Source organism: uncultured Modestobacter sp., from assembly GCF_947486615.1.
Classification (GTDB): domain Bacteria; phylum Actinomycetota; class Actinomycetes; order Mycobacteriales; family Geodermatophilaceae; genus Modestobacter.
The window spans coordinates 471,694-489,857 of sequence record NZ_CANKUD010000004.1; the positions used below are offsets into that span (position 1 = coordinate 471,694).

21 protein-coding genes and 1 tRNA gene are annotated in these 18,164 nt (G+C 74.5%); 12 read left to right on the plus strand and 10 right to left on the minus strand.

Annotated elements, in window-relative coordinates; translation table 11 throughout:
* Window positions 1-18: 18 nt before the first annotated feature.
* The 3 genes from gndA to Q1A09_RS10985 form a co-directional block, all read right to left on the minus strand.
* Window positions 19-1,452, minus strand: a complete 1,434-nt coding sequence (gene gndA, locus Q1A09_RS10975; protein WP_299954632.1) for an NADP-dependent phosphogluconate dehydrogenase — start codon at window positions 1,450-1,452, stop codon at window positions 19-21.
* A 64-nt stretch (window positions 1,453-1,516) separates the two neighbouring features.
* Window positions 1,517-2,002, minus strand: a complete 486-nt coding sequence (bcp, locus tag Q1A09_RS10980; RefSeq protein ID WP_299954633.1) for a thioredoxin-dependent thiol peroxidase — start codon at window positions 2,000-2,002, stop codon at window positions 1,517-1,519.
* A 42-nt stretch (window positions 2,003-2,044) separates the two neighbouring features.
* Entirely contained in the window at window positions 2,045-2,449 is a 405-nt protein-coding gene (locus Q1A09_RS10985) for a YjbQ family protein (protein ID WP_299954636.1), read from the minus strand.
* A 153-nt stretch (window positions 2,450-2,602) separates the two neighbouring features.
* Here Q1A09_RS10985 and rph point away from each other — a divergent pair, with 153 nt between their 5' ends.
* Both rph and rdgB read left to right on the plus strand, forming a co-directional pair.
* Window positions 2,603-3,325 (plus strand): ribonuclease PH, encoded by a 723-nt coding sequence (rph, locus tag Q1A09_RS10990; RefSeq protein ID WP_299954637.1) that lies wholly within the window; start codon window positions 2,603-2,605, stop codon window positions 3,323-3,325.
* Window positions 3,322-3,930, plus strand: coding sequence for an RdgB/HAM1 family non-canonical purine NTP pyrophosphatase (rdgB, locus tag Q1A09_RS10995; RefSeq protein ID WP_299954639.1), 609 nt, complete (start codon window positions 3,322-3,324; stop codon window positions 3,928-3,930). Before rph ends, rdgB begins: the two co-directional genes overlap by 4 nt.
* A gap of 5 nt (window positions 3,931-3,935) precedes the next feature.
* Here the strand turns inward: rdgB and Q1A09_RS11000 are convergent, their stop codons facing one another.
* On the minus strand, window positions 3,936-4,565 hold the full coding sequence (locus tag Q1A09_RS11000; RefSeq protein WP_299954641.1) for a hypothetical protein: 630 nt from the start codon (window positions 4,563-4,565) through the stop codon (window positions 3,936-3,938).
* Window positions 4,562-6,628 carry a glycosyltransferase gene (locus Q1A09_RS11005; protein WP_299954643.1) on the minus strand — a complete coding sequence of 689 codons (2,067 nt, stop codon included), beginning with the start codon at window positions 6,626-6,628 and terminating at the stop codon, window positions 4,562-4,564. The genes Q1A09_RS11000 and Q1A09_RS11005 overlap by 4 nt, the downstream gene beginning before the upstream one ends.
* 185 nt (window positions 6,629-6,813) lie before the next feature.
* Between Q1A09_RS11005 and Q1A09_RS11010 the strand changes: the two genes are divergently transcribed.
* Both Q1A09_RS11010 and Q1A09_RS11015 read left to right on the plus strand, forming a co-directional pair.
* A complete protein-coding gene (locus Q1A09_RS11010; protein ID WP_299954645.1) occupies window positions 6,814-7,428 on the plus strand; it encodes a hypothetical protein in 615 nt (204 codons plus the stop codon).
* 152 nt (window positions 7,429-7,580) lie between these two features.
* Window positions 7,581-7,829, plus strand: a complete 249-nt coding sequence (locus Q1A09_RS11015) for a hypothetical protein (RefSeq protein WP_299954647.1) — start codon at window positions 7,581-7,583, stop codon at window positions 7,827-7,829.
* A gap of 124 nt (window positions 7,830-7,953) precedes the next feature.
* On the opposite strand, the gene Q1A09_RS11020 is transcribed toward Q1A09_RS11015, so the two are convergent.
* Window positions 7,954-8,613 carry a hypothetical protein gene (locus tag Q1A09_RS11020; RefSeq protein WP_299954650.1) on the minus strand — a complete coding sequence of 220 codons (660 nt, stop codon included), beginning with the start codon at window positions 8,611-8,613 and terminating at the stop codon, window positions 7,954-7,956.
* Between the two features lie 50 nt (window positions 8,614-8,663).
* Window positions 8,664-8,744 (minus strand) — tRNA-Leu (locus Q1A09_RS11025).
* Window positions 8,745-8,808: 64 nt separating this feature from the next.
* On the opposite strand from Q1A09_RS11025, the gene Q1A09_RS11030 reads away from it, so the two are divergent.
* The 6 genes from Q1A09_RS11030 to Q1A09_RS11055 all read left to right on the plus strand — a co-directional run bounded on the left by Q1A09_RS11030 (window position 8,809) and on the right by Q1A09_RS11055 (window position 13,211).
* On the plus strand, window positions 8,809-9,042 hold the full coding sequence (locus Q1A09_RS11030; RefSeq protein WP_299954652.1) for a DUF3618 domain-containing protein: 234 nt from the start codon (window positions 8,809-8,811) through the stop codon (window positions 9,040-9,042).
* Between the two features lie 116 nt (window positions 9,043-9,158).
* Window positions 9,159-9,869 carry a hypothetical protein gene (locus tag Q1A09_RS11035; RefSeq protein WP_299954655.1) on the plus strand — a complete coding sequence of 237 codons (711 nt, stop codon included), beginning with the start codon at window positions 9,159-9,161 and terminating at the stop codon, window positions 9,867-9,869.
* A 17-nt stretch (window positions 9,870-9,886) separates the two neighbouring features.
* A complete protein-coding gene (locus tag Q1A09_RS11040; protein WP_299954658.1) occupies window positions 9,887-10,384 on the plus strand; it encodes a DUF427 domain-containing protein in 498 nt (165 codons plus the stop codon).
* A 31-nt stretch (window positions 10,385-10,415) separates the two neighbouring features.
* Window positions 10,416-10,709, plus strand: coding sequence for a metal-sensitive transcriptional regulator (locus tag Q1A09_RS11045; RefSeq protein ID WP_222193143.1), 294 nt, complete (start codon window positions 10,416-10,418; stop codon window positions 10,707-10,709).
* A 52-nt stretch (window positions 10,710-10,761) separates the two neighbouring features.
* Entirely contained in the window at window positions 10,762-10,968 is a 207-nt protein-coding gene (locus tag Q1A09_RS11050; RefSeq protein WP_299954666.1) for a heavy-metal-associated domain-containing protein, read from the plus strand.
* Window positions 10,965-13,211, plus strand: a complete 2,247-nt coding sequence (locus Q1A09_RS11055) for a cation-translocating P-type ATPase (protein WP_299954669.1) — start codon at window positions 10,965-10,967, stop codon at window positions 13,209-13,211. The genes Q1A09_RS11050 and Q1A09_RS11055 overlap by 4 nt, the downstream gene beginning before the upstream one ends.
* Window positions 13,212-13,223: 12 nt before the next feature.
* On the opposite strand, the gene Q1A09_RS11060 is transcribed toward Q1A09_RS11055, so the two are convergent.
* On the minus strand, window positions 13,224-13,844 hold the full coding sequence (locus Q1A09_RS11060) for a TetR-like C-terminal domain-containing protein (protein ID WP_299954672.1): 621 nt from the start codon (window positions 13,842-13,844) through the stop codon (window positions 13,224-13,226).
* A gap of 121 nt (window positions 13,845-13,965) precedes the next feature.
* Between Q1A09_RS11060 and Q1A09_RS11065 the strand changes: the two genes are divergently transcribed.
* A complete protein-coding gene (locus tag Q1A09_RS11065) occupies window positions 13,966-15,048 on the plus strand; it encodes an EAL domain-containing protein (protein ID WP_299954674.1) in 1,083 nt (360 codons plus the stop codon).
* A 61-nt stretch (window positions 15,049-15,109) separates the two neighbouring features.
* Here the strand turns inward: Q1A09_RS11065 and Q1A09_RS11070 are convergent, their stop codons facing one another.
* Window positions 15,110-15,709 carry a histidine phosphatase family protein gene (locus Q1A09_RS11070; RefSeq protein WP_299954677.1) on the minus strand — a complete coding sequence of 200 codons (600 nt, stop codon included), beginning with the start codon at window positions 15,707-15,709 and terminating at the stop codon, window positions 15,110-15,112.
* Window positions 15,702-16,967 (minus strand): CynX/NimT family MFS transporter, encoded by a 1,266-nt coding sequence (locus Q1A09_RS11075; RefSeq protein WP_299954679.1) that lies wholly within the window; start codon window positions 16,965-16,967, stop codon window positions 15,702-15,704. The genes Q1A09_RS11070 and Q1A09_RS11075 overlap by 8 nt, the downstream gene beginning before the upstream one ends.
* A 160-nt stretch (window positions 16,968-17,127) precedes the next feature.
* Between Q1A09_RS11075 and Q1A09_RS11080 the strand changes: the two genes are divergently transcribed.
* Window positions 17,128-17,982: an aldo/keto reductase gene (locus Q1A09_RS11080; protein WP_299954682.1), complete on the plus strand. Its 855-nt coding sequence runs from the start codon at window positions 17,128-17,130 to the stop codon at window positions 17,980-17,982.
* Window positions 17,983-18,164 lie beyond the last annotated feature (182 nt).

Sequence of the window (18,164 nt, forward strand, 5' to 3'; positions counted from 1 at the left end):
CCACGGGGTGAGGTCGGGTCAGGCGGTCTGCACCTCGCGACCGTCCTCGCCCCACATGGTGTGGAAGGCGCCGTCGCGGTCGACCCGGCGGTAGGTGTGCGCGCCGAACAGGTCGCGCAGGCCCTGGATGAGCGCGGCCGGCAGGCGGTCGGCCCGCAGCCCGTCGTAGTAGGCGAGCGCGCTGGCGAACCCGGGGGCGGGGATGCCGTTGCGGGCCGCGCCGGCGACGACCTGGCGCCAGGACTCCTGGCCCTCGCTGACCGCGCCGCGGAAGTAGTCGTTGGTCAGCAGCGTGGTGACGTCGGGCTCGTCGGTGTAGACCTGCGCGATCCGGTCCAGGAAGCTCGCCCGGATGATGCAGCCGCCGCGCCAGATCCGGGCCAGCGCCGCCCGGTCGACGTCCCAGCCGTGCTGGTCGGCGCCGGCGGTGATCTGGTCGAAGCCCTGCGCGTAGGCGACCACCTTGGAGGCGTACAGGGCCTGCCGCACCGACTCGATGAAGGCGTCCCGGTCGGCGACCTCCCAGGTGGTGTCGGGGCCGGGCAGCACCCGCTGCGCGGCGTCCCGCTGCTCGCGGTGCCCGGACAGCGCCCGGGCGAACACCGCCTCGGCGATCCCGCTGACCGGCACGCCCAGGTCCAGCGCCGACTGCACGGTCCAGCGACCCGTGCCCTTCTGCTCGGCCTCGTCCAGCACGACGTCGACGAAGGGCCGGCCGGTGTCGGCGTCGGTGTGCCGCAGCACCTGGGCGGTGATCTCGATCAGGTAGCTCTCCAGGTCGCCCTCGTTCCACGAGGCGAACACGTCGCCGATCTCGGCGGGGGAGAGCCCCAGCCCGGCGCGCAGCAGGTCGTAGGCCTCGGCGATGAGCTGCATGTCGGCGTACTCGATGCCGTTGTGCACCATCTTCACGAAGTGCCCGGCGCCGCTCTCGCCGACGTGGGTGCAGCACGGCTGCCCGTCGACCACCGCGGCGATCGACTCCAGCAGCGGGCCGACCAGCTGGTAGGCCTCGGCCGAGCCGCCGGGCATGATGCTCGGCCCGTTGAGCGCACCCTCCTCGCCGCCGCTGATCCCGGTGCCGACGAAGTGCAGGCCCCGGGCGGTGAGCGCCTCGGTGCGGCGGATCGTGTCGGTGAACCGGGCGTTGCCGCCGTCCATCAGGACGTCGCCCTCCTCCAGCAGTGGGGCGATCTCGTCGATCACGGCGTCGGTGGCCGCACCGGCCTGCACCATGATGATGATCTTCCGGGGGCGCTGGAGGGCCCCGACGAACTCCTCCACCGACCCGGTGGGGACGAAGTCGCCCTCGCTGCCGTGCTGCTCCACGAGGGCGTCGGTGCGCCCCCGGCTGCGGTTGTGCAGCACCACCTGGTGGCCGTGCCGGGCCAGGTTGCGGGCCAGGTTCGCGCCCATCACTGCCAGTCCGGTGACGCCGATCTGATCGCTCATGGGCACGACCCTGCCTGATCCGCCCCGGTGCTGCCAGGCCCTGCCGGCCCCTGGATCGGGAGGGCTACAGACCGAGGTCGCGGCGGAGCTTGGCGACGTGCCCGGTGGCCTTGACGTTGTAGGCGGCCTTCTCGACCTTGCCCTCGGCGTCGACGATGAAGGTCGAGCGGATCACCCCGACGACCTCCTTGCCGTACAGCTTCTTCGGGCCGTACGCGCCGTAGGCGGAGAGCACCTGCTTCTCCGGGTCGGCGAGCAGCGTGATGCCCAGCTGCTCCTTCTCCCGGAAGGTGTGCAGCTTCTCCGGGGCGTCGGGGGAGATGCCGATGATGTCCAGCCCGGCCTCGGCCAGCTCGCCGGCCGAGGCGGTGAAGTCGACCGCCTGGGTGGTGCAGCCAGGGGTCAGCGCGGCCGGGTAGCAGTAGACGATGACCCGCCGGCCCCGGTAGCTCGACAGCGAGACGGGGGTGCCGTCGGCGTCCGGGAGGGTGAACTCCGGCGCCGGGTCACCGGGGGCGAGGCGGACGGGGCTCACGTCGGTCTCGGTCATGCTGCGCATCCTCCCGCACCGCGACGACGCTCCCCAACCGGGTCAGCCGGCCAGGAAGGTCAGCCGGACGTGCCGGGACGGGTTGTCGATGTTGGTGTCGACGAAGCAGATCCGCTGCCAGGTGCCCAGCGCCAGCCGGCCCTCCAGCACCGGCACGCTGGCGTGCGGCGGCACGAACGCGGGCAGCACGTGGTCGCGGCCGTGCCCGGCCGCGCCGTGCCGGTGCCGCCAGCGGTCGTCGCGGGGGAGCAGCTGGTCGAGCTGGGCGAGCAGGTCGTCGTCGCTGCCGGCGCCGGTCTCGATGATCGCGATGCCCGCGGTGGCGTGCGGGACGAACACCTGGAACAGGCCGTCGCCCCCGCCGCGGACGAACTCCGCGCACTCGTCGGTCAGGTCGACCACCGACGGGACGCCGCCGGTGCGCACCGCGCGCAGCTCAGATCGCATGCGCACACGATGACACCGGACGGCCCGGCCCGGCGACCGGGCCGAGCCGGTCGGGCCCGAGCCGGTGCGGCTGGGCGCGCCCGACTGGACGCCACCCAGGACTGGCGGAGCCGGACCGCGGATGAGGTCGGGGCCTCACTACCCTCGGTGCCCGTGACCCGCCCCGACGGCCGCACGGCCGACCAGCTCCGCCCGGTGACCATCACCCGCAACTGGCTCGACCACGCCGAGGGCTCGGTGCTCGTCGAGTTCGGCCGTACCCGCGTGCTCTGCGCGGCCAGCGTCACCGAGGGCGTGCCCCGCTGGCGGCGCGGCTCGGGCCTGGGCTGGGTCACCGCCGAGTACTCGATGCTGCCGCGGGCCACCCACACCCGCAGCGACCGCGAGTCGGTCAAGGGCAAGGTCGGCGGCCGCACCCACGAGATCAGCCGGCTCATCGGCCGCTCGCTGCGGGCCAGCATCGACCTGGCGGCACTGGGGGAGAACAGCATCGCGCTGGACTGCGACGTGCTGCAGGCCGACGGCGGCACCCGCACCGCGGCCATCACCGGTGCCTACGTGGCCCTCGCCGACGCGGTGAGCTGGCTGGGCGAGCGCGGCAAGCTGGCCAGCGCGACGCCGCTGCCGAACTCCGTGGCCGCGGTCAGCGTCGGGGTCATCGACGGCGAGCCGCGGCTCGACCTCGCCTACGAGGAGGACGTCCGCGCCGGCACCGACATGAACGTCGTCTGCACCGGCGAGGGCGGCTTCGTCGAGGTCCAGGGGACGGCGGAGGGCGCCGTCTTCGACCGGGCGACGCTGGACCAGCTGCTCGACCTGGCCGTCGCCGGCTGCGCCGAGCTGACCGCCGCGCAGCAGCGGGCGCTGTCGGCGTGACGCAGCTGCTGCTGGCCACCCGCAACGCCGGCAAGCTCGCCGAGCTGCAGCGGCTGCTGGCCACCGCCGTCCCGGGAGTGGAGGTGCTGGGTCTGCGCGACGTGCCGGAGTACCCGGAGGCGCCCGAGACCGGGGCGACGTTCGAGGAGAACGCGTTGCTCAAGGCGCGCGAGGCGGTCCGGTACACCGGGTTGCCGGCGGTCGCCGACGACTCCGGGATCACCGTCGATGCGCTCAACGGGATGCCCGGCATCCTGTCCGCCCGCTGGTCGGGCCGGCACGGGGACGACCCGGCGAACACCGCACTGCTGCTCGGCCAGCTCGCCGACGTCCCCGACGAGCGGCGCGGGGCGGCCTTCGTCTGCGCCGCCGCGATGGTCACGCCGGCGGGGGAGGAGCGGGTGCTGCGCGCGGAGTGGCGCGGGGTCGTCGTCCGGGAGCCGCGGGGCGCGAACGGCTTCGGCTACGACCCGGTGTTCGTGCCCGAGGGGCTGACCCGCACGTCGGCGGAGCTCGAGCCGGCCGAGAAGGACGCGATCAGCCACCGCGGCCAGGCGTTCGCCGCCCTGCTGCCGGTGATCGACGAGGTGCTGGCCGCCCGCTGACCAGGTCAGCGGCCGTGCGTCCAGTCGATGAACCACAGCGAGAACGCGGCCATGCACGGGTGGAACGCCAGCACCAGGAACGCGGCCACCACCCGGTCGCCGCGCCAGTAGTTGCGCAGCCGGACGCCGCGGGACCAGCCGCGGCTGCGGTCGACGCTCAGTGCCCGCTGGCCGACGGCGGCCTCCTCCTCCGCGGTGAGGGGGCGGGCGTGCGCGGCCTGCCACGCCTCGACCCGGGCCCAGCCCGGTGCGATGCCGCAGCCGAGCGCGAGCGCGGCGGCGCCGGCCAGCAGCGGGAGCAGCGCGTCCGGCTGCAGCACGACCAGCCCGGCCGCGGCCGCGCCGGCGGCGAAGCCGGCGACGGTGACCGCGCCGAGGCAGAACACCAGGCCGAAGGCGGCCATCAGGATCAGGTAGCCGGGCAGCAGCACCTCGTCCAGCGAGCGGTCGGCGGCCAGCATGACCGCGCTCTCCACGGCGAGGACGACAGCGGACCACAGCACCACCCGGCGCATCGGCACCCGCGGCGGGGTGGGCCCGGCGGTGGCCAGCCGCATCCGTGACTCGGCGAAGCTCTCCGCCTCGGCGGGGGAGGCGCCGGGGCGGAGCCCGGCGAGCGGGTCGGCCGCGGTCACCGCGGGTCCTCCGAGGTGGTCTCGGTGGACGGCGGAGGCGGCACCGGGACGTCGTGCGGGTCCATCAGCCGGACGGCGTCCGCCGGGGGCGCTGTCGTCGGGGGGAGCGCGGCCGGCTCGGGGCCGTCGTCCGGGGTCGGCACGTCGGTGACCTGCACGTGGCTGGACAGCCCGTGCGTGGTCTTCTCCCAGTAGAACGGGTTGACCAGCAGCTGCCAGAGCGCCTTGTAGGAGGCGACCGAGTGCAGCAGCCAGTAGAGCGGGGAGAGCAGCGCGAACGGCACCAGGCCGTAGGTGCGCCGCTTGAAGCCGGCCAGCAGCGACAGGTAGATGATCACGCCGTTGCCCAGCAGCAGGTTCGCCAGGCTGACCTGCACCAGCCACTCCGGCAGCGCCGGCACGAGCGCCCCGGGCCAGAGCAGCTCCACGACGAGCATCGCGTAGAGCCAGGGGGTGGCCAGGAACATCAACGGGGTGCCGCCGATGAGCAGCGCGAAGCCGGCCGTCTGCCGCGGGCCGACGCTGCGCAGCAGCCGCCACGGGTGCCGGGTGTGCACCAGCACCGTCTGCATGTAGCCCTTGATCCACCGGCTGCGCTGGCGGACCCAGTTGCCGACGGCCATGTTGGCCTCCTCGTACGTCGTCGAGTTGACGACGGCGACGCGGTGGCCGCGGGCGGAGGCGCGGATGCCGAGGTCGGCGTCCTCGGTGACGTTGTAGGGGTCCCAGCCGCCGAGGTCGCGCAGCAGGTCGGTGCGGAAGTGGTTGCTCGTGCCGCCCAGCGGGATCGGCAGCCGCAGCTTGTCCAGACCGGCCAGGGTGTAGTCGAACCAGGAGGAGTACTCCAGGGTGAACATCCGGGTGAGCAGGTTCTCCCGGGCGTTGAAGTAGTTCAGCGCCGCCTGCACGCAGACCAGGTCGTCCCCGCCCTTGCCGAAGGCGACGACCGACTTCTTCAGCTGGTCGGGGTCGGGGCGGTCCTCGGCGTCGTAGATGACCACGTACTCGCCGCGGGCGAAGGCCAGCCCGACGTTGCAGGCGCGCGGCTTGGTCTTGGGCAGCGAGTGCGGCACGACCACGATCCGGACGATGTCCGGCGGGGCGGCGGCCAGCGCCGCAGTGAGCGTCTCCGGGTCGTCCTCCTCCAGCAGGAGCAGGATCTCCAGCTTCTCCCGCGGCCAGTCCAGGTCGGCGAGGTTGCGCATCAGCAGCCCGACGATCCCGGCCTCCCGGTAGACCGGGACCAGGATCGTGTAGATCGGCAGGTCGGCGTCCTCGAGGGCGGCGACCTCCCCGTCGGTCACCTGCTCGACGGTCTCCCAGGCGGTGCCGACCGTGCTGATCAGCGCCTTGGTGCCCACGGCCAGGGCGACGGCGACGTTCACCGTGGCGACCAGCACCAGCATGGTCAGCGACGGGTCGAGCACCAGCCCGGTGACGGTGGCGGCCAGCAGGGCCACCGCGGCGGCGACCTGCGGCCAGACGAAGACGGTGGACGCCGACTCGTCGGGCCGGCGTTCGGCCAGCGACTGGACGGCGTCGTGCACCAGCTCGTCGCGCCACACGGTGCGCAGCGCCCGCTGCACGTCCCAGTCGGTGGTCACCACCTGGCGCACCCGGGGGATGCCGGTGCGCTGCACCACCTCCTCGGCGATGTGCGCCGACGGGCGCCCGGCGGTGGCGACGACGACCTGCGGCTGCCCGTCGTCGTCCTGCTCGACCCGCAGCGGCAACCAGGTCTCCCGAGCCAGCATGGCGGCCGGGAAGCGGTGGGCCAGCTCCTCGTCGACGTCGACCGGGTCGACGAAGGCGAGGTCGGCGCCCCACACCTCGGCGAGGGCCACGTACAGCTGGCGGCGGGTCACCCAGCCGCGGGCCAGGACGACGGCGCCCAGCGGTGCGCCGACCCGGTGGTGCTGCTCCAGGGCCTCGGTGAGCTGGTCGGGGGTGAGCACCCCCTGCTCGACCAGCACGTCGCCGAGCCGCTCCGGCGCCGCGTGCCGGCCGCGGGCAGGGCGGGGCCCGGGACCCGAGGAGGCGCCACCGGGCGCGACGACCGTCACCCCGGGGTGGTCGGCACCCGGACGGGCCGGCTGGCGTCCTCGGCGGCCGACGTCACCCGGGTGGGTGACGCCGACGGTCTTGCGGATCCCTTGCGGTTCCCTGGCGCCGACGCTGCGGGAGGCGGCGCAGGGTCGGTGCCGAGCCGGGCGGAGACCCTCCGGCCCGCACCGACCCGAGGAGTGACGTGAACGCCAGCAGCACCGCCCCCCGCACCCGACGGCTCACCGTGGCCCGGCTGATCGGCACCGTCGGCGTCGTCGGCGCGGCCGCCGCCGTCGCCGGGATGGGCACCTTCGGCGCCTTCACCGACAGCACCAGCCCGGCGCCGGTGTCCATCCAGTCCGGCATCGTCTCGATCGCCCTCGCCGCGGCCGACGGCTCGGCCACCGTGCCGCTGGCCTTCGACGGCGTCGTCCCCGGCGCCTCGGTCACCCAGGCCCTGGACCTGGTCAACGACGGCGACTCGGCCCTGGCCTCGGTGGAGCTGGACACCCGGGCCACCACCTCCAGCGTGATGGACACCGACACCGTGCACGGCTTGCAGATGACCGTGCGCTCCTGCTCGGAGGCCTGGACCGAGGACTTCACCTGCGCCGGCGACGTGGACACGCTGCTGGCCTCCGGTCCCGTGGTCCGCGACTCGGAGCTGACCGCGCCGGCCAGCCTGGCCGCCGGTGCCACCGACCACCTGGCCGTCACCCTGGCGCTGCCGGCGTCGGCCGACGACGCCTTCAAGGCCAAGTCCAGCGAGCTCGCGCTGACCTTCACCGCCACCCAGCGGGGCGGCACCGACCGCTGACCTGCCGCCCGGGCCCCTGACCCGGCCGGGCCCGCCCTACCGACGGTGCAGGAGCTGGTGCGCACGAGCGCCCGGCTCCTGCACCGTCGTCGTCCCCGGGGTGGCTACCGTCGGCTGGACGGTCGCAGCGGGCGACCGGGGACGGGGGCCTGATGGCGAGCCTGGAGCAGTTGCGACGGTTCGGGCTGGTGCTGGAGATGGCCGAGGCGGCCGGGGACGGGGACTGGGCCGGCTGGACCCGGGTGCTGGCCGGCCTGGACGAGGACACCCGGGCCGACGTCGTCCGGCAGTCCTCCCTGGTGATCGCCATGCTCTGCGACCGCGAGGCGGAGCGGCGGGGGATCACCCGGGACCAGTTCCTGGCCCAGTTCCGCGCCGAGGCGATGGACGCACTGGGCTGAACGCCCAGGCGTGCCCGGTCGCCGTCGCGGGCACCCGCAGCGGCAGGCCGCCGCGTTCGCTCGCGTCGACGACGACCCCGGCTGGCTGGAGCTGCTGCGGGTACGGCTCGGCTGAGCCGGCGGGTCAGGCACGGACCGGCGGCTCGGCGCTCCGCCGTTCCAGGAAGTAGGCGCCCAGCGCACCGGCCAGGGTGGCGAAGACGGCGACCGACCAGACCGCCAGCGCCACCTCCAGGAAGCGGGCGAGGCCGTGGTCGGTGGCCAGTGGCTCGCCGGTGACCGTGGCCAGCGCGGCGCCGTGCAGCGCCGGGCCGTAGGTGTCGTAGGCGCCCACCACGTAGAGCAGCTGGCTGCTGCCGAGCACGACCACCCCGGAGACCGCGGTCAGCCAGCCGATCCGGCTCGACAGCAGCCGGCCGGCCGAGCGTGAGCCGCGGACCGCCGCGGACAGCACCCCGCCGATCCGGGCGGTGCGGAGCAGGGTGAGGGCGCGGGCGAAGCGCAGGAAGGGCAGCGCCAGGAACAGCAGCTGCCACCAGTTGCGCCCCCAGAACCGCCGCTGGCTGGGCGCCCGGTACGCCCGGACGGCGAACTCGGCCACGAACACCGCCCAGCACACCCAGCCGGCCACGGTCAGCGAGGTGACCAGCCACGGCTCCCGGGCCAGCGACTGGCCCAGCACGACGAGCACGAAGACCAGGCCGAGCACGCCCATCGGCCGGTCCAGGCGTCGGGCGAGGCCCTCGGTCTCGACGGGGTCGTCGGTGGTGTCGTCGGCGCGCATGGGAGGTGCCTACCCCGCTGCCGCCGGCTCAGCGGATCGACCGTGGTCGGTGCGGGAGAGGGGAGTCGAACCCCTACGCCCGAAGGCACCAGGACCTAAACCTGGCGTGGCTGCCGTTACACCACTCCCGCGTGCGAGGGAGTCTAGGAGGCGCCCAGTCGGCCGGACGCGCGTCCATCTGGCAGGCTGTCGCCCGTGCCGAGGACCCCTGACCAGATCCAGCAGGAGATCGACGCCGCCCGCGAGTCGCTGGCGGCCACCCTGGACGAGCTGGCGTTCCGCACCAGCCCCAAGCGCCTGAGCGAGCAGGGCAAGGCGAAGGCGCAGGAGTTCCTGCAGAGCCCGCCCGGCATCGCCATCGTCAGCGTCGTGGGCCTGACCATCACCTTCGTGGTGACCCGGAGGATCGTCCGCCGCATCCGGCACTGACGTGATCGGCGTCCGGCCGGCCACGCCCCGGACCGTCGATGCGGACGACGTCCTCGGCGTCGCCGCCCTGGGCGAGTCGGCTGACGATCCGCCGTCCGGCTGACACCCTGCGCTGTATGTGGCCTCGGATCGGCAGCACGGCGCTCGTGGCGCTGGTCTCGCTCAGCGGGTGCGGCTTCCTCGACGAGCCGGCCCGCCCATCGGCCGACGCCCCCCTCGTCAGCGCGTCGGTCGCGGCGCCCCCGGCCGGGCCGCAGGTCCTGGTCACCACGTCGCTCACCGACGACGAGTCGGACCTGCCCTTCGCCCCGTTCCACGCCGACCTCGAGGTGGCCGTCCACCCGGAGGTCGCCGGGTGGCCGCAGCTCGGTCCCCACTGGCCGGCCGACTGCGGTCACGGCGCCGAGGAGACCATGCGGTACCTGGCCGTCGACCTGGAGCTGGTCGACCGCTCCGAGCAGCAGATCGCCCTGGCGGCCGGGGTGTCACTCACGAGCGCGCCGGGCGCCGGTACGGACGCCGCCGCGGTCGGCGTCTTCGTCGAGTCCGGCGACCCGGACACCCGGTACTGCGAGGGCGGGGAGCGCACCCCGGCGGTGGACCACCTGCTCGTCCTCGGTGCGCCGGGTGAGCCGGTGACCGTGACCGTCTTCCTGGTCGCCGGGGCCGAGGCGCCGACGGACGCCCTCACCGGCCTGACCCTGGCGGTGACCGAGCTGCGCAACCGCTCGTACGGCCCTTCACGCGACACCGCGTGGCTGGTGGACGGGGCGCCGGTGCACGCGTGCGGGGAAGAGCCCGGTGGGCTCTGCGTCGACATCGGCTGAGGCGCACACTCGGTTCCGTGAGCCATCCCCAGCCCGACCCGGCCGGCCCCGGACAGGAGTCGGTCTGGAGCTACCCGCGCCCGCCGTCGGCGCAGGTGACCGGCCGGCTCGTCGAGATCGTCCTCGGCGGGCAGGTCATCGCCCGCACCGACCGCGCCGTCCGGGTCTGCGAGACCAGTCACCCGCCGGTGTTCTACGTGCCCGCCGCCGACGTCACCCCCGGCGTCCTGGAGCAGGCGGCCGGGTCGTCCTGGTGCGAGTTCAAGGGCATGGCCACCTACTGGGACGCCGTGGTCGACGGGGTGCGGCACTCCTCGATCGCCTGGTCCTACGAGCGGCCGACCGCCGGCTACGAGCAGCTGCGCGGGGCGCTGGCCTTCTACCCGAGCCGCCTGGACGGCGCGACGGTCGACGGCGAACCGGTGCGCGCCCAGGCCGGTGACTTCTACGGCGGCTGGATCACCGACGAGGTGGTGGGCCCGTTCAAGGGGGATCCGGGCACCCGGGGCTGGTGAAGGGGTACCCCCCGGGGGTACGGTCGATCGCATGACGGGCTATGCCGGCAACAAGGACGAGGTCCTGGCGCGGCTCAAGCGGGTCGAGGGCCAGGTCCGGGGCATCGCCCGGATGGTCGAGGACGACACCTACTGCATCGACGTCCTCACCCAGGTCTCCGCGGCCACCAAGGCGCTGCAGGCGGTCGCCCTCGGGTTGCTCGACGACCACCTGGGGCACTGCGTGCGCGACGCGGTGGCCAGCAGCGCGGAGGACGACGGCGCTGCCGCGGAGCAGAAGATCGCCGAGGCGTCGGCCGCCATCGCCCGGCTCGTCCGTTCCTGACCCACCACCTGGTCCACCGAACGCTGGTCCACCGAACGAGGAGAGAACCACCGTGCAGACCCTGGACTTCACCGTCACCGGCATGACCTGCCAGCACTGCGTCGCCTCCGTCACCGAGGAGGTCACCGAGCTCGCCGGCGTGCAGGAGGTCGACGTCGACCTGGCCTCCGGCCGGCTGCACGTCGTCGGCGACGTGACCGCCGACCAGGTGCAGGCTGCCGTCGCCGGGGCCGGCGACTACACCGCACAGCCGGCATGACCGCCGGGCCCCAGGCGGGCCCGTCCACCGGCAGCCCGGCCGCCGGGGACGAGGTCCGCCTCGACATCACCGGCATGACCTGCGCCAGCTGCGCCAACCGGATCGAGCGCAAGCTCAACAAGCTCGACGGCGTGCAGGCCAGCGTCAACTACGCGACCGAGGCCGCCACCGTGCGGTACGACCCCACCCGGGTCGACACCGACCAGCTGCTGGCCACCGTCGCGGCGGCCGGCTACTCCGCCGCGCTGCCGGTCCCGCCGGCGGCCGAGGACGCCCCGGCGGCTCCCGACGCCTCGGACCCGGAGGCCGCGCTGCGGCAGCGGCTGCTGATCAGCGCCGCGCTGACCCTGCCGGTGCTGCTGCTGTCGATGGTCCCGGTGCTGCAGTTCGACAACTGGCAGTGGCTGGCGCTGACCCTGGCCAGCCCGGTCGCGGTCTGGGGTGCCTGGCCGTTCCACCGCGCCGCGGTGGTCAACGCCCGGCACGGGGCCAGCACGATGGACACGCTGGTCTCCCTCGGCATCACCGCCGCCTACCTCTGGTCGCTGTGGGCGCTCTTCCTCGGCGAGGCGGGGATGCCCGGCATGCGGATGGAGTTCACCCTGCTGCCCCAGCAGGGTGCCGGCACCCACGAGATCTACCTCGAGGTCGCCGCGGCCGTGACCGTCTTCCTGCTCGCCGGGCGCTGGGCCGAGGCCCGCGCCAAGCGTCGCTCCGGGGCGGCCCTGGCCACCCTGCTGGAGCTGGGCGCGAAGGATGCCGCGGTGCTGCGCGACGGCCGCGAGGAGCGGGTGCCGATCGGGCAGCTGGCTGTGGGCGACCGGTTCGTCGTCCGGCCGGGGGAGAAGGTCGCCACCGACGGGGTCGTGGTCAGCGGCAGCTCAGCGGTCGACCTGTCGATGCTGACCGGGGAGAGCGTGCCGGTCGAGGTCGCCGAGGGCGACCGGGTCACCGGTGCGACGGTCAACGTCGGCGGCCGGGTGGTGGTCGAGGCCACCCGGGTCGGCGCGGAGACGACGCTGGCCCAGCTCGGCCGGCTGGTTACCCAGGCGCAGAGCGGCAAGGCCCAGGTGCAGCGGCTGGCCGACCGGGTCTCGGCGGTGTTCGTCCCGGTCGTCCTGGTCATCGCGCTGGGCACCCTGGTCACCTGGCTGCTCACCACCGGCGATGCGACGGCCGCCTTCACCGCCGCCGTCGCCGTGCTGGTCATCGCCTGCCCGTGCGCCCTCGGCCTGGCCACCCCCACAGCACTGCTGGTCGGCACCGGCCGCGGCGCCCAGCTGGGCGTGCTGATCAAGGGCCCGGAGGTGCTGGAGAGCACCCGGCGGGTCGACACCGTGGTGCTGGACAAGACCGGCACGGTGACCACCGGGCAGATGAGCGTGGTCGAGGTCGTCGGGCACCCCGACACCCTGCGGCTGGCCGCCGCTGTCGAGGCCGGCTCCGAGCACCCGATCGCCCGCGCGGTCGTCGCCGCCGCCGGGGCGCCGCTCGCCCCGGTCGCCGGCTTCGCCAGCCAGGCCGGCATCGGTGTCACCGGCACCGTCGAGGGCCGGGACGTCGTCATCGGCGGTGCCGGTGAGCTGCCCGCCGACCTGGCCGAGGTCGTGGCCGCCGCCGAGGCGGCCGGGCGCACCGCCGTCCGGGTGGCCTGGGACGGCGAGGTCCGCGGCGTGGTCGTCGTCGCCGACACCGTCAAGCCCTCCAGTGCTGCCGCGATCACCCGGCTCCGCGCGCTCGGGCTGTCGCCGGTGCTGGTGACCGGGGACAACGCCGGGGCCGCCGCCGCGGTGGCCCGCAGCGTCGGCCTGGCCGCTGACGAGGTGATCGCCGGGGTGCTGCCGGCCGGCAAGGTGGACGTCGTCCGTGACCTGCAGGCCCGCGGGCGGGTGGTCGCCATGGTCGGGGACGGCGTCAACGACGCCCCGGCGCTGGCCCAGGCCGACCTGGGGCTGGCGATGGGCTCGGGCACCGACGTGGCGATCGAGGCCAGTGACCTGACCCTGGTGCGCGCCGACCTGGACGCCGCGGTCGACGCCGTCCGGCTCTCCCGGCGCACCCTCGCGGTGATCAAGGGCAACCTGTTCTGGGCCTTCGCCTACAACGTGGCCCTCGTGCCGCTGGCCGCGCTGGGGTTCCTCAACCCGCTGCTGGCCGGGCTGGCGATGGCGGCGTCCTCGGTGCTGGTGGTGACCAACAGCCTGCGGCTGCGCCGGTTCCGCTCCGTGGCCGGGGAGGCCTGAGCGCGGGACGTCTCAGGCGGCCCGGCGGGCGGCGACCAGCGGCATGACGACGTCGGCGAGCACCTCGTCGGCGAAGGCCTCCGGGACCGGCTCACCGCTGAACAGCCAGCGCTGCAGGATCGGGGAGCTGGCGGTGGTGGCCACCGCGGTGCCCATCACCGTCCGGCCGACCTCGCCGCGTGCCTCGGCCCGCTCCCAGACCTGCCGGAAGGTGGAGCTCCACACGGTCATCGGGCCGCTGCGGAACGCCTCGCGCAGACCCGGCTCGTGCGGCAGGGCCGACAGCAGGGACAGCGTCGCCGCGCCGAGCGGGCCGTTCACCGCACCGACCAGCCAGCGCAGCAGCACCCGCATGTCGCCCTCGAGCGAGCCGGTGTCCGGGGCGTCGATGGACAGCTGGCTGAGCTCGGCGACGGCGTCGGCGACCAGGTCGGACTTGGTGCGCCAGCGTCGGTAGATGGTCGCCTTGCCCACCCCGGCCGCGGCAGCCACGGCGTCCATGGTCAGGCCGCTGTAACCGGACTCGGCCAGCACCTGCAGGATCGCTGCCCGGATCACCTCGTCGCGGGAGGGGTCACGGGGGCGGCCGCCGCGGCCGGGGCGGTCGTCGGCTGCGGGCGTGAGGGCAGGCACAGCTGCACAGTAGCCTTGTTGATCTTCACCCACGGTGTGAGGTGGCCCCCTTTCCGGTCGACGCGCTCCCGCATCCGCGCGCCTGCGTGGTCGCCGCATCACGGTGAGTCATCCTGCTGCCGTGACCGGGCCTGCTGACGCTGTTCGTCCCTCCTGGGGGACCCCGCAGTCTGCCCGCCGGCTCCTGCTGGCGAGCACGCTGAACCACGTGCTGCCGAGCATCTCGCGCGTCGCCGGGGCGATGGGCCTGCGGATCGGCACCGCTCCCGGGCTGCTCGACGTCGTCGACGACGAGGGCGGCGGGCGACGGATCGACCGGCTGCTGCAGCGGCTGGCCCGGGAGCTCACCGCGGCCGAGACCGAGGCCGTCCGGGTGACCACCGACCCGCCCGGGGACGGCGTCGCCCTGGCCACCCGGCTGCTCACCGCACCGACGCTGGCCGTGGAGCTGGCCCGCCGCGGGGTGACCGTGGAGATGTCGCTGCTCACCGACGCCGAGCTGTGGCCGGTCTACCAGCCGATCATGTCGCTCAGCACCGGCGGCATGGTCGGCCACGAGGCGCTGCTGCGCGGCCGGGTCGACGGCCGCGAGGTCGGTGGGGGAGACCTGTTCTTCCTCGCCGAGCGGGCCGGCTGGCTGCGCCGGCTGGACCGGCTCGCCCGCGAGGTGGCGATCAGCCACGCGGCCGGGTGGCTGGGCGGCGCCGACCTCTACGTCAACTCCAACCCCGCCGCCATCTCCCGGCCCTCGGTCTGCCTGGCCAGCACCGAGCGGGCCGTGCACGACAGCGGCATCGACCCCCGCCAGCTGGTGTTCGAGGTCGTCGCCTCGCACGCGGTCACCGACCGGGAACACCTGCTCTCCGTGCTCGAGCACCACCGGTCGCTGGGCTGGCGGATCGCGCTGGACGACGTGCACGTCGGCTGGTCGAGCCTGGCGCTGGTGTCGGTGGTGCGGCCGGACGTGCTCAAGCTGAGCAAGACGCTGGTCGCCCGGCTGCACGAGCCCGGGCCCCAGGCCATCGCCCGCGCGCTCGCCGAGCTGGCCCACGTGCAGGGCGGGCTGGTCGTCGCCGAGGGCATCGAGAACGAGCAGATGGCCGACCAGGCCCGCGCGATCGGTGCCGACCTCGGCCAGGGCTGGCTCTTCGGCCGCCCGGTGCGCCCGGAGCCCGAGGCCGAGCCCGAGCTCGTCCTCGCCTGAGGAAGGACCCCCTCGCCCCCCGCAGCTCGCACGCTCGCAGCGGGCCCCTGCGAGGGGGCCGTCAGGGGCAGCCGGTGTTCCAGCCGGTCAGCGCGGGCCAGTCGTGCTCGAAGCCCAGGACGCCGTACCGGCCGGTCGCGAGCGGGAACAGCGCACCCCGCTCCGGGCCGAAGCCGAGCCAGCGGGCGGTGAGGATGCGCAGCAGGTGCCCGTGCGCGACCACCGCGACGTCGCCGTCGGCCAGCAGCGGGCGCACCCGCTCCAGCACCCGGTCGACCCGCTCGGCGACCTGCGCCAGCGACTCACCCGGGGTGTCGCCGGGTTCGGTGCCGTCGGCCCACAGCGACCAGGACGAGCCCAGTTCCGCGCGGATCTCCGGGGTCGTCCTCCCCTCCCACCGGCCGTAGTCGACCTCCACCAGGTCCGGCTCCAGCACCGCCTCGACGCCGTCGTCGAAGAGCCCGGCGAGCTCCGCGGTGCGCCGCGCCCGGACCAGCGGGCTGACGAACGCGTGGGTGATCTGCCGTTCCGCCAGCACCGGCTTCAGCCGCCGGGCGTCGTCCTCACCGCCGGGCAGCAGCGGCAGGTCGGTCAGGCCGGTGTGCTGCCCGCTCCTGCTCCACTCGGTCTGTCCGTGCCGGACGACGACCAGTTCACCCACGACGTGCCTCCTCTGCGGGTGCCGGTCGGGCCCCCACCTCGTTGTCGGTCTCTGCGCGGCCACCGGCGGACGCCGTGCCCGCGACGGCCATGACGACCACTGCGCCGAGGATGACCAGCAGCGGCAGCGTCCAACCGCCGGTCGCCTCGTGCACCGCCCCGATGACCAGCGGACCGGTCGCCGCGACGACGTACCCGCCACCCTGCACCATCGCCGAGAGCCGCCGGTTCTCGGTCAGGTCGCTGGAGCGGCGGACGATCGCGATGAAGACGACGGTGATGCCGCCGCCCTGGGCGATCCCGGCCAGGCAGCACCACAGCGCCCACAGGCCCGGGGCCACCAGCAGCCCGACCGGCAGCGCCGCCCACACGACGGTGACCGCCAGCAGCACCAGTGCGGGCCGCTTCCACCAGGCCACGAGCGCCGGCACGGAGAACGCCCCCACGACGGCGAACACCTGGAACAGCGAGGAGCTCACGCCGGCGGCGGCCCGGGACATGCCGTTCTCGTCGGACAGCAGGGTGGGCAGCCACGCCGTCGCCCCGTAGTAGCTGAACGCCTGCCCCGCGAAGGCGAGCGTGAGCCCCCAGGCCGCCGGCTGGCGCCAGACCGGGCGGCCGGGCGTGATCGGCGGGCGGGGTGGTGGTGCGGTGCCGGCCGCCTCGGCCGCCGCCGCCCGTGCGGTCTGCTGGCGCAGCGCAGCGGTCCACACCGTCGCCGCCACGACGACCAGCAGGCCCCACGAGGCGAGCGCCGCCTGCCAGCCCACCAGGTCGGCCAGCGGTGCGGTGAGCGCGGAGGTGAGCGTGGACCCGACGTTGAGCGCGGCGGTGTACGCGGCGGTGACCACGTTGGTGGCGCCGGGGAAGTCGCGGCCGATGACCACCGGGACGACGACGTTGCCCACCGTGATCGCCAGGCCGATCACCACGGTGCCGGCGACGGCGGCGCCCGGGCTGCCCAGCGAGCGCAGCAGGGTGCCGGCGAGCACCCCGGCCATCGACACGACGACCGCCCGGTGCACCCCGGTACGGGCGATGAGCAGTGAGGCCAGCGGCGCGGCGAGGCCGAAGCAGAGCACCGGGATGCTCGTCAGCAGCCCGATGGTCCCGGCGCCGACCTGCAGGTCGGCGCGCAGCGCGTCCACGACCGGGGCGACCGCGACCAGGGGTCCACGCAGGTTGAGCGCGACCAGCAGCACACCGGCCAGCAGCAGGAGCGGCAGGGCCGCCGTCCTGCGCCCTCGTCCTCGTTGCACCGGTCCACCTTCCTCCAGGCGGGGGCGAGCCGGGACGGCGGGGAGTCGTTGTGCAGCCGGTCACAGCGGGCGGTGTCGGGAAGGGGTGGCGGGCTGGGTCGCTTGTGCGCAACGAGACCCCCGCGGCACGGACCGGGGGCTGACGACGCCAGGAGGACGCATGACCACCGCCACGACTCCGCTCACCTTCGACCTCGGTGGGGACCTCACCGTCCACCGCCTCGGCTACGGCGCCATGCAGCTGACCGGCCCCGGCGTCTGGGGCGAGCCGGCCGACCGCCCGGGCGCGCTGGCCGTGGTCCGGGCCGCCCTGGAGCAGGGCGTCGACTTCATCGACACCGCCGATTCCTACGGCCCGCAGGTCAGCGAGCAGATCATCGCCGAGGCCGCGTTCCCGTACCCCGACGGCCTGGTCATCGGGACCAAGGCCGGGCTGACCCGCACCGGCCCCGGCGTCTGGCCGCCGGTCGGCCGCCCGGCCTACCTCAAGCAGCAGGTCGAGCTCTCGCTGCGCAACCTCAAGGTCGACCGGATCGACCTGATCCAGCTGCACCGCATCGACCCCGAGGTGCCCCTCGCCGACCAGCTCGGTGCCTTCGCCGAGCTCAAGGAGGAGGGCAAGGTGCGGCACATCGGCGTCTCCGAGGTCTCAGTCGACGAGCTGAAGGCGGCCCGGGAGGTCACCGAGATCGTCAGCGTGCAGAACCTGTACAACCTGACCAACCGGCAGTCCCAGGACGTGCTGGACTACGCCACCGCCGAGGGCATCGCCTTCATCCCGTGGTTCCCGATCGCCACCGGTGACCTGGCCAAGCCCGACAGCCCGGTCGCCGCAGTGGCGAAGGAGCTCGGCGCCACCCCGTCGCAGGTGGCGCTGGCCTGGCTGCTGCAGAAGTCGCCGGTCGTCCTGCCCATCCCGGGCACCAAGTCGGTCGAGCACCTGACCGAGAACATGGGTGCCGCGCAGCTCACCCTGTCCGCCGACGAGGTCGCCCGGCTGGACGCCCTCGCCTGACACCTCGCCCCCCGCTGCACCCGCGTGCCGCGGGGGAGCCCCGCACCGTCCCGGTGCTCGCGGCACGAGCCGTGGGCGCCGGGACGTCGTGCGTGACGGGGCCGGTCAGACATCCCATGGGCTTGGAGGTCAAGCCGCGGTGGCGGTGAGGTCGGGCCAGGCGGTTGTCTCGTTGTAGGTGG